Below are 9,382 nucleotides of genomic sequence, written 5' to 3'. Positions count from 1 at the left end.
TTGCAACAAGCAAAGTAACAAAAGAGGCTGGAATCCTACAAGAGGGTTTCAGCCTTATTTTTTTGCCGTGTAAAACTTTTACCGGACAGCAATAAAAATTATTACTGTCCTGCAGAATGAGTACCTTTGTTCATGGTTATCATGTTTTGTGGTAAAAACAAAGATAAACCCAAAGGCTGAAATCCAACTATGAACTTCAGCCTTATTTTATGTGAGAGGAATAATTTTATCGGACAGCAATAGAAAAAATTAGAAGGCAAAGTGAATGATGTCGTTGAAGATTGCGTAAGCCATTAGCAATAGGAGAAAGGTCATGCCTATTTTCTCTGCCATTTCCATGAATTTCTCACTGGGCTTTCTTCGTGTGACAACTTCAGCCACGAGGAAGAGCGCATGACCACCGTCAAGGGCTGGTATGGGGAGAACGTTCATAAAGGCTAGCATGAGCGAGATAAACGCTGTAAGTTCCCAGAAACGCTGCCAATCCCATGTGGTGGGGAAGAGTGAGCCGATAGCACCAAACGACCCGATGGATTTAGCTCCGTCCTTTGTGAAGAGGTATTTCAAGTCGTCGATATAGCCTTTGAATACCCCCACTCCGTGTTTTACACCTGCGGGGAAAGCTGCTAGGAAGCTATAGTTGATGTGTATTTTCTCGTATTTCTCTCGAGAGGCAGTCCAAGTAGCTCCGAGAGAGAGCTGTGCATCAAGTTGCACCTTGAGCGTGTCGATACTCCCGTCTTTGTGGGCTACTGCAAGTGTAATAGTGCGTATGGCAAGGCTGTCTTTAGGGCTGCATCCTGGAGTGTGGGAGAAGACGCGTTGCAACATCGTTCGATGGTCCATATCGCTCGCTTTCTTGTTGAGCATTTCTGCAAGTCGGCTCTTCTCTAGCGTGAATTCGTTCCAAGTAGAGATGTTCTTTCCATTGAAGCCTACCACTTTGTCGCCAGCCTTAATGCCAACTTTTGCTGCTGCACTACCTGCCACAACGTTGTCGATGACACTGGGCATCAGTTCGAGCATGAAGGGTGGTTTGTGTTTCATCATGTCGAGCATATTCATATTGCCAGGGAGCGTGAGTGTAACCTCTTTTCCGTTGCGCAGAACGGTGCATGAGGTGGCCTCACTGATGGCGCGGTAAACATTGCCGATGCTCTGTGTGTTGTCGAAACGTGTGAAGGCCACTTCGTCGGTGCAAAGAGGGATGTCACCGTCTCTAAAGCCGTATTGCTGCGCTGTTTCGTTAAATTTGAAGCCGTCCTTGACATTCTCTATGGGCACGAAAGTTTCGCCCCATACGAAGAGAATCATGGCGTAGATGAAGAGTGCCACAATGAAGTTGACGATAACGCCAGCGAGCATCACGATGAGTCGCTGCCATGCTGGTTTAGCGCGAAACTCCCATGGCTGAACTGGTTGTTTCATCTGTTCTGTGTCCATCGACTCATCGATCATACCAGATATTTTGACATATCCTCCTAGTGGCAACCAGCCGAGCACGTATTTAGTGTCGCTCTTCTTGGGTTTGAAGCTGAAGAGATTGAACCAGGGGTCGAAGAATAGAGCAAATTTCTCGACACGAATTTTGAAGAGTTTAGCAGCTAAGAAGTGGCCTCCTTCGTGCAGAAACACGAGAATCGAGAGGCACAAGATGAGCTGGAGGGCTCTAATGAGAAATACTTCCATGAAAAATGGTGTTTAGTGTCTTGTTATGAGCGTTTATCCTTTAGAGGTCAACGCTTGTTTGTCTGTGTTTATTTGTGTGATTATCCTTGGATGAGTTGCTGAGTGTAACGCCGTGTTTCACTATCGGTTGTGAAATAGTCTTCCAGTGAGGGCGTGGCAATAAAGGGCACCTCCTCCATGGCCTGAGCAATAATGCGTGGGATGTCCATAAAGCCTATTTTTGTCTCTCTGAAGGCGCGATTTACTACCTCATTGGCCGCATTCATAATGCAGGGGGTGTTGCCGCCACGCTGACAGGCATCGTAGGCTAATTGGATACATGGGAATTTCTCTCTATCGGCTTTTTCAAAATGGAGCGTTTGTATCTCGAAGAGGTCGAGACGTCCACTGTTGAGCGGTAGGCGCTGAGGAAAGGAGAAGGCGTACTGAATGGGAAGACGCATATCTGGAAGGCCTAACTGAGCGATGATGGAGCCGTCTTCAAACTGCACAGCAGAGTGAATGATACTCTCTGGTTGCACTACAATCTCTATATCTGCGGGCTTGACATTGTAGAGCCATTTGGCTTCTATCATCTCAAAGCCTTTGTTCATCATCGTGGCAGAGTCTATCGTTATCTTAGCTCCCATCTCCCAGTTGGGATGGCGAAGAGCTTGCGCTGCTGTCACTGTCTGTAGCTCCTCAAAATTGAGCTTACGGAAAGGGCCTCCACTAGCTGTGAGTAGGATCTTCTCTATCTTATTGTTTCCTTCTCCTGCGAGAGCTTGGAAGATAGCTGAGTGTTCGCTATCAACGGGGAGAATCGGCGCGTGGTTCTCGAATGCTAGGCGTGTGATGATATCTCCTGCCACCACCAGTGTTTCCTTGTTGGCTAATGCAATGGTCTTGTGCGACTGAATAGCGTAGATAGTAGGACGAAGCCCTGCAAAGCCAACCATTGCCGTTAGAACAATATCTATGTTCTCGTTTTCTACTACTTCGCAGAGGGCTTGCTCACCGCGATACACCTTGATGTCGGTGTCGGCTAACGCTTCCTTTACCTGATTGTACTTGTCTTGATTGGCAATGACAACGGTATCGGGAGAAAACTCGCGGGCTTGCTGTATAAGCAGGTCGGCATTACTGCCAGCTGTGAGCGTATGTGCTTCGAAGAGGTCCTTATGCTGTCGGATGACATCTAAGGCCTGTGTTCCGATGCTCCCCGTAGAGCCGAGAATGGCAATTTTCTTCATTTAATGTGTTTATATAATGTCTATAGGTCAAATGAGGTCTAGTATACCTTCTGGCAGATTGAGTTGAAGGACTTTCTTTTGCAAGTCGTGGTGGAGCAGAAAATCATCATGAAAGGGTATTAAATGACCAGAAGAGAGCGAAAGGAGGATATTGACAGAAGAGTCGTCAACATCTGTAATTCGTCCTAGACTCCTGTTTTGTTGATCGCTCACTTCAAAGCCTACCAGTGCTTTGAGTGATGGGAGAGTGTCTGCATCTTCTTCGCTGATCGCTGCTGCAGGGTAGAACACTTCTGCCCCTACGAGCCGCTTTGCTGCAGCTTCGGTATCTATGTTCATTAACTTCAAAATAACTGTACTATCGTTCTTAAAACGGTACTCTTCCCAAAAGTAAGGCACTAGTATTCCGTCTCGATTGAGCACAAGATACTCAGCTTCTCCGCGGTCGAAGGCATCATTGGTGAATTGGAGTTCGACTTCTCCAATAATGCCTCTATAACGCGTGATGCGACCTATATATATAACTTCCTCTTCCCGAATCATTCCGTACGTTTGATATTAGCTCCGAGTGAATTAAGACGCTCTTCAATGTTTTCGTATCCGCGGTCGATTTGCTCGATATTGTCAATAATGCTTGTACCTTCAGCACTCATGGCTGCAATAAGCAAGGCTATACCGGCACGAATATCGGGACTCGTCATGCGGCGAGCACGAAGAGTGAAAGCGTTGTCATGACCCACTACAACGGCTCTGTGAGGGTCGCAGAGAATGATTTGTGCTCCCATCTCAATGAGCTTATCAACAAAGAATAAACGGCTCTCAAACATCTTCTGATGGAAGAGTACAGAGCCTTTGGCTTGCGTAGCTACCACGATGAGAACGCTCAGCAAGTCAGGCGTTAAGCCAGGCCATGGTGCATCGGCTACGGTCATAAAAGAGCCATCGATGAAGGTCTCTATTTCGTAGTGGTCTTGACGAGGTATATACAAATCATCACCACGATGCTCCATCTTTATACCTAATTGGCTGAAAGAATAGGGGATAATACCCAATTCTTCATAGGCAACGTCCTTGATTGTAAGCCCATCGCCAGCCAAGGCTGCCATGCCTATAAAGGAGCCTATTTCAATCATATCAGGCAAGATGCGATGCTCTGTACCTTGAAGTTCTTTTACGCCTTCTATGGTCAGCAAATTAGAGGCTATACCACTGATTTTAGCTCCCATACGGTTCAGCATCTTGCAAAGCTGCTGAATATAGGGCTCACACGCTGCATTGTAAATTGTGGTGGTTCCTTCAGCTAAAACAGCAGCCATAATGATGTTGGCAGTACCTGTAACACTGGCTTCATCGAGCAACATATAAGTGCCTTTGAGCCTGTCAGCACTGATTTCAAAGGTTTGTTGTTTTACAGAGTGACTAAACTTAGCTCCTAGTTTCTTGAAGCCAAAGAAGTGTGTATCTAGCCTACGACGTCCTATCTTATCTCCTCCTGGCTGTGCAAGAGCAGCCCAGCCATAACGGGCCAATAGGGGACCTAATAAGAGCACAGAACCTCGCAATTTGGAGCAACGTGATAAGAACTTAGTGCTGCGAAGATATTCGAGATTAAGTTCTTTAGCTTGAAAGGTAAAATCGCCTGAAGCATTTTTTGTGACCAAACATCCCATATCGCCCATCAATCTGATAAGATTGTTGACATCGAGAATGTTTGGTATATTAGTCATTCGAACGGGCTCAGCGGTAAGCAACGTTGCTGCTATCACTTCGAGAGCTTCATTCTTGGCTCCTTGAGGTGTTATTTCTCCTTTGAGGCGGTGACCGCCTTCAATAATGAAAGATGCCATAATTGAGGGGGGGGGATAAAATTATAGAGTCAGTTTACCGTCACTATATATTTCAAGATCGCGAGCTACCTTGTTGTCGGTAGCACTGCCACCTTTCCATGCTGCTAAATTACGCTTCATACGATTAGCAACAAGTAGAAGTCTGCTCTCTCTCTGTTCATCGTCTGGTTCTTCACTTAGCTTCTTAATAGCATTTTCAATCAAACGACCATAGTGACGATAGCGGATAGAACCTTGCGGATACGACAACTTCTGCGGACGACTTCCTTCTTCTCTCTTGCAAATTTCAACAGGATAGTCAATATCTAATTCATAGTTGGCCATATAGGCAAGATGATCCCAGAGTTTATGTGTAAAATTAGGGATATTCTTCAACTGTGGATTCAGTTGAGCCATAATGCGCACAATACGCTGTGCGTACTCTTGTCGCTTTGCACGGTCTTCTATGGTGCAGGCGTGCTCCACCATCTTCTGAATAAGTCTGCCGTACTCAGGCAACTTTAATTTCTCTTCGTTTGTATTGTATTTCATTTAGATGAGTTTCTTGGGTTGTGTAGCAATAAATTGTTTCAAATAGAAAGGTTCGAAATATGCTACATCTTCAAACTTATCTCTCACCCATACTTTTTCAGCAAGTGGAAACATATATTTGGCATCGGGAACAATGTCCGAGATAAAATGTGCATTGGGATGCTGTATGACACTGCTGCATTTCTCTGCTCCATTTCCAAAGAAATATACAGGCCCTTTATCTAGAAATTCCTTATAGGTGTTCTCATTCACAATATCAGCCGCAGTAGGACGTATAGTATTGAGTGCGCGGTCATAGACACTCGCATAAACTTCCATGCGTCGAGCGTCTATCATAGGAAACAAGAGGGCGTTTTCTTCTATCTCATGGTACAACAGAACCGGAACACACAGCAATTCTAACGTAGGAATAGCAATCAGCGGAAGATCGCGGCCATAGCAAATACCTTTGGCTTCGCTTACGCCTATTCTAAGTCCCGTATAAGAGCCTGGCCCCATACTCACTGCAACTGCATCGAGCGGAATAGCATGGCTATCAGCAAACGAGATAGCATCGCGAATCATTGGAGCAAGTACTTTGGCATGATTGAGAGCTGTTCCATCAAATTCTTTATATATACTCGTCCCATTTTCAGAGAGTGCAACGGAACAGACTTGTGTGGAAGATTCAATATGTAGAATGCAAGACATATAGCTACTATGCTTTGAACAAAAATTTGCTGCGAAGTTACAAACTTTCTATGAAAAATCCCAACGCTTTTGGCTAATCGCCCCATTTTCCCTAATTTTGCCAACAGAAAAGCAGTTGAATGGTCCGTCGTGGATAGTCTTTTTTAGACTAGACGAGGAAAGTCCGGGCAGCATAGGGTGCTCCGCTTCTTAATGGGAAGTTGTCTGCGAAGGCGAATAAACGTAGAAGAAAATAACTGCCTCCTTCGGAGGTAAGGGTGAGAAGGTGAGGTAAGAGCTCACCAGCGATATGGTGACATATTGGCTGTGCGTATCGGAGGCTGAAAGTTCGCGTAAACTGGCGCTTGAGGGCGACCCGCTCGAGCCAGAGGGTAGAACGATAGAGCCTATTGGTGACAATAGGCCAGGATAAATGACGGGCACATTTTTTGGGAATGGACAGAACCCGGCTTATAGTTTAACTGCTTTTTCTTTTTGTTTTCAATCATTTATCTAACTTGCATAGATTGAAAGCTTACTAAAGCAAATGTTCTATAGGAGTTTGATGTGGAAAATAAATCCCACACTCAGACAGAAGCAAACAAGGTTTCTCTAAACTACTATTTGTAAACATTTTTCGCGTCCTACGGCCTCGAGAATCGCTCAAAATCCAACTTCTTTGCCTGCGAACGAAAAGAACGCTAATTTGAAACATTACGAAAAAAGACTTATTTTCAATTTCTCAAGGAGAAATTTTATTTTCTATACTATAAATTTTATTTTCTCCTTGACAAATTAAAAATACAATAAGGGAATTTTCAAATACGATAAGGCTATTTGCTGACATCTTTATTATGTTTTCGAACGGAATAAAGAAAAAACGCCTTCATCCTATCGCTTTTACCGCAAAGTTGAGTTACGATCCGTAGGAAAAGCACCTTTTTCTATAAAAATAAGAACTTCTTCTTTAACTTTTTGTAAGACTTTCATCCAGAGTGAGTATTTACACTGTCAAGAAAAAAGAACAAAATTATTGATAGATGTAGAAGTTACATAAACACAGGCTGATGTTTCTTTTATTCCTACGCCCAACTAACGTTGTTTGCTCTCTCTTTCAAGTTTGCTACTATATTAGTATCTTTGCAGCCACTAATTAAAACTCGAATTCGCTATGCCAACAGCAGACGACAAGAAAGTTATTTTTTCTATGGTTGGATTATCCAAAATAATCCGACAAAACAACAAGCAAGTACTTAAAAATATTTATCTCAGTTTCTTCTATGGAGCTAAGATTGGTATCATTGGTTTGAATGGTGCAGGTAAGTCTACTCTTCTTAAAATCATTGCTGGACTTGATACGGACTATCTAGGAGACGTTGTCTTTGCCCCTGGATATACCGTAGGTTATTTACCACAGGAACCGCAGTTAGACGACTCTAAAACGGTAAAAGAACTTGTGCAAGAAGGCGTTCAAGAACAAGTTGACGCCATGAAGGAGTACGAGGCTATCAATGATAAATTTGGTTTACCTGAATATTATGAGCATGAGGACAAGATGAACGAACTCTTTGCCCAGCAGGCTAAATTGCAGGACTATCTTGATTCACATGACGTGTGGAATCTAGATAGTCGCTTGGAGCGCGCTATGGATGCCTTGCGTTGTCCGCCTGTTGACCAGAAAGCAGAGAATCTTAGTGGTGGTGAACGTCGCCGTGTGGCTCTTTGCCGTCTGCTTCTGCAAGAACCAGACATTCTTCTCCTTGATGAGCCTACCAACCATTTGGACGCAGAAAGCATTGACTGGCTTGAGCAGCATTTGAACCAATATAAAGGAACTGTCATTGCTGTTACCCACGACCGTTATTTCTTAGATGATGTGGCAGGCTGGATTCTTGAGCTGGATAGAGGAGAAGGAATACCTTGGCAGGGTAATTATTCTAGCTGGCTTGAGCAAAAATCTCAGCGTATGCAGCAAGAAGAGAAAGTGGCTAGTAAACGCCGTAAAACACTTGAACGTGAATTGGAATGGGTGCGTATGGCGCCTAAGGCACGTCATGCAAAAGGAAAGGCCCGCTTGAATAGCTATGACAAACTACTCAATGAAGACCAAAAGGAAAAGGAACAGAAGCTTGAAATCATGATTCCTAATGGTCCACGTTTGGGAAACAAGGTGATCGAAGCCACTCATGTGCAGAAATCTTTTGGTGAGAAAACATTGCTTAACGATTTAAACTTCATGCTTCCCCCGAACGGCATCATTGGAGTTATAGGTCCGAACGGTGCAGGTAAGACAACCTTATTCCGAATGATTATGGGGCTAGAAAAAGCCGATGCTGGAGATTTTAGTGTGGGCGAAACGGTGAAACTTGCTTATGTTGATCAGCAGCATAAAGACATTGATCCTGAAAAGTCTGTATACGAAGTTATCAGTCAGGGCAATGAACTCATGCGTCTTGGAGGTCGAGAAATCAATAGTCGTGCCTATATTAGTCGCTTCAATTTTAGTGGTGTAGACCAGCAGAAGAAATGTGGCGTACTTTCTGGTGGTGAGCGCAATCGCTTGCATTTGGCTTTAGCCTTAAAGCAAGAAGGTAATGTACTACTCCTTGACGAACCTACCAATGATATTGACGTGAACACACTGCGAGCCCTCGAAGAAGGCTTGGAAGCCTTTGCAGGTTGTGCTGTTGTTATTAGCCACGACCGTTGGTTCTTGGATCGTATATGTACGCATATCTTGGCTTTTGAGGGGAATGGTGAAGTATTCTTCTTTGAAGGTGGTTTCTCCGACTACGAGATTAACAAGGCAAAACGCCTTGGACAAGAAGCTTCTAAACCTATTCGATATCGCAAGTTGATGGAGAACTAATGAAAATAGTTGTAGCTTTTGCTGTTAAGGAAGAGGTCATAGAAATCCCTCTGAAAGATGCTATCATCATTCCTGTCATAACAGGTATTGGTAAAGCCAACGCAGCTTTTTCTTTAACGCGTGCAGTCCTACTTGAAAAACCAGATATGGTTCTTAATGTTGGTACGGCAGGCACACAGAAGCACTCTGTTGGTGACATCTTTGTTTGTAACCATTTTATAGATAGAGACCTTTCACACCTCAATCTTCCTGAGATTACATCAGAGTTGCATACAGAGCATCTTCTGTTCAGTCCGCATGGAGTTGTCAATACAGGCGACGATTTTGTCACTGATAGTGAAATCCTGCAAGGGGATGTCATCGATATGGAAGCCTTTGCTGAGGCTTTGGTGTGCAAAAGAATGAATCTTCCCTTTGTTTCTATTAAGTATGTAACGGATATTGTTGGAAAGAATTCTCTAAAAGCTTGGGAGGATAAACTCTCCGATGCACGCAAAGGTTTGCAACGTTTCTTTGAGTCATGTTAGAACAATCGTGCTAAGACG

At 44.0% G+C, this 9,382-nt stretch carries 8 protein-coding genes and 1 other RNA gene; 3 read left to right on the top strand and 6 right to left on the bottom strand.

Going from position 1 to position 9,382, the window contains the following annotated elements; all coding sequences use genetic code 11:
* Window positions 1–249 precede the first annotated feature (249 nt).
* The 6 genes from FHS60_RS09890 to tsaB all read right to left on the bottom strand — a co-directional run bounded on the left by FHS60_RS09890 (window position 250) and on the right by tsaB (window position 5,989).
* The gene (locus tag FHS60_RS09890) at window positions 250–1,689 is read right to left on the bottom strand and encodes a M50 family metallopeptidase (RefSeq protein WP_183698070.1); all 1,440 of its coding nucleotides are present in this window, start codon (window positions 1,687–1,689) and stop codon (window positions 250–252) included.
* A gap of 80 nt (window positions 1,690–1,769) precedes the next feature.
* On the bottom strand, window positions 1,770–2,921 hold the full coding sequence (locus FHS60_RS09885; protein ID WP_183698068.1) for a 1-deoxy-D-xylulose-5-phosphate reductoisomerase: 1,152 nt from the start codon (window positions 2,919–2,921) through the stop codon (window positions 1,770–1,772).
* A gap of 27 nt (window positions 2,922–2,948) precedes the next feature.
* Window positions 2,949–3,464: a ribosome maturation factor RimM gene (gene rimM / locus FHS60_RS09880; protein WP_183698066.1), complete on the bottom strand. Its 516-nt coding sequence runs from the start codon at window positions 3,462–3,464 to the stop codon at window positions 2,949–2,951.
* Entirely contained in the window at window positions 3,461–4,768 is a 1,308-nt protein-coding gene (murA, locus tag FHS60_RS09875) for a UDP-N-acetylglucosamine 1-carboxyvinyltransferase (RefSeq protein WP_183698064.1), read from the bottom strand. The genes rimM and murA overlap by 4 nt, the downstream gene beginning before the upstream one ends.
* Window positions 4,769–4,789: 21 nt before the next feature.
* The gene (locus tag FHS60_RS09870) at window positions 4,790–5,299 is read right to left on the bottom strand and encodes a DUF4290 domain-containing protein (protein ID WP_183698062.1); all 510 of its coding nucleotides are present in this window, start codon (window positions 5,297–5,299) and stop codon (window positions 4,790–4,792) included.
* Complete coding sequence (gene tsaB, locus FHS60_RS09865) at window positions 5,300–5,989, bottom strand: tRNA (adenosine(37)-N6)-threonylcarbamoyltransferase complex dimerization subunit type 1 TsaB (protein ID WP_183698060.1); 690 nt, start codon at window positions 5,987–5,989, stop codon at window positions 5,300–5,302.
* Window positions 5,990–6,100: 111 nt separating this feature from the next.
* Between tsaB and rnpB the strand changes: the two genes are divergently transcribed.
* The 3 genes from rnpB to FHS60_RS09850 all read left to right on the top strand — a co-directional run bounded on the left by rnpB (window position 6,101) and on the right by FHS60_RS09850 (window position 9,364).
* Window positions 6,101–6,458: RNase P RNA component class A (gene rnpB / locus FHS60_RS09860), an RNA gene on the top strand.
* A gap of 681 nt (window positions 6,459–7,139) precedes the next feature.
* Window positions 7,140–8,837, top strand: coding sequence for an energy-dependent translational throttle protein EttA (gene ettA / locus FHS60_RS09855; protein WP_183698058.1), 1,698 nt, complete (start codon window positions 7,140–7,142; stop codon window positions 8,835–8,837).
* Complete coding sequence (locus FHS60_RS09850) at window positions 8,837–9,364, top strand: 5'-methylthioadenosine/S-adenosylhomocysteine nucleosidase family protein (RefSeq protein WP_183698056.1); 528 nt, start codon at window positions 8,837–8,839, stop codon at window positions 9,362–9,364. Before ettA ends, FHS60_RS09850 begins: the two co-directional genes overlap by 1 nt.
* Window positions 9,365–9,382 lie beyond the last annotated feature (18 nt).

The sequence above is a fragment of the Alloprevotella rava genome, from assembly GCF_014195585.1.
GTDB classification, from domain to species: domain Bacteria; phylum Bacteroidota; class Bacteroidia; order Bacteroidales; family Bacteroidaceae; genus Alloprevotella; species Alloprevotella rava.
The sequence above is the reverse complement of the archived record's forward strand: the minus strand, read 5'-3'. Positions and strand labels throughout refer to the sequence as shown.

What these genes read in the sequence shown, in the direction of transcription:
- FHS60_RS09890 (WP_183698070.1), bottom strand. Translation starts at nt 1,689, where the DNA reads ATGGAAGTATTTCTCATTAGAGCCCTCCAGCTCATCTTGTGCCTCTCG.
- rimM (WP_183698066.1), bottom strand. Translation starts at nt 3,464, where the DNA reads ATGATTCGGGAAGAGGAAGTTATATATATAGGTCGCATCACGCGTTAT.
- murA (WP_183698064.1), bottom strand. Translation starts at nt 4,768, where the DNA reads ATGGCATCTTTCATTATTGAAGGCGGTCACCGCCTCAAAGGAGAAATA.
- ettA (WP_183698058.1), top strand. Translation starts at nt 7,140, where the DNA reads ATGCCAACAGCAGACGACAAGAAAGTTATTTTTTCTATGGTTGGATTA.
- FHS60_RS09885 (WP_183698068.1), bottom strand. Translation starts at nt 2,921, where the DNA reads ATGAAGAAAATTGCCATTCTCGGCTCTACGGGGAGCATCGGAACACAG.
- FHS60_RS09870 (WP_183698062.1), bottom strand. Translation starts at nt 5,299, where the DNA reads ATGAAATACAATACAAACGAAGAGAAATTAAAGTTGCCTGAGTACGGC.
- FHS60_RS09850 (WP_183698056.1), top strand. Translation starts at nt 8,837, where the DNA reads ATGAAAATAGTTGTAGCTTTTGCTGTTAAGGAAGAGGTCATAGAAATC.
- tsaB (WP_183698060.1), bottom strand. Translation starts at nt 5,989, where the DNA reads ATGTCTTGCATTCTACATATTGAATCTTCCACACAAGTCTGTTCCGTT.